At 44.3% G+C, this 386-nt stretch carries 1 protein-coding gene; it reads left to right on the top strand.

Going from position 1 to position 386, the window contains the following annotated elements; genetic code table 11:
• Positions 1–21: 21 nt before the first annotated feature.
• The coding region (locus GFC01_RS18575) for a DedA family protein (RefSeq protein ID WP_194175057.1) at positions 22–386 on the top strand (365 nt) is incomplete at its 3' end.

The following is a 386-nucleotide window of genomic DNA, read 5'->3' as shown; positions in this document are numbered from 1 at the left end:
AATGATTATGTTTGAAAGGGATTGATAAACATCGAAGATTTTATTATTTCTTTAGCTGATGCCTTTAAGAACTTGTCATACTTTGGCATCTTCCTCGCATTATGCATTGAATTTGTACCTGCTGAAGTGGTTTTGCCTCTTGCGGGTTACTGGGTCTCAGAAGGGGACATGGCCTTTATCGGTGTTGTGGCGGCCGGCTCCATTGGCGGCGTGGCTGGCCCGTTGACCTTGTACTGGTTAGGACGTTACGGCGGCAGACCCTTTTTAAATAAATATGGAAAGTACTTTTTTATAAAACCTGAGTCACTTGATAAATCGGATGCTTTCTTTGAAAAGCATGGCGGATTGGTCGCATTCAGCGGCCGGTTTATACCAGGAGTCAGAAC

The sequence above is a fragment of the Desulfofundulus thermobenzoicus genome (assembly GCF_009428905.1).
In the GTDB taxonomy this organism is placed as follows: Bacteria; Bacillota; Desulfotomaculia; order Desulfotomaculales; family Desulfovirgulaceae; genus Desulfofundulus_A; species Desulfofundulus_A thermobenzoicus.
This window is presented reverse-complemented; position numbering and strand designations above follow the sequence as displayed.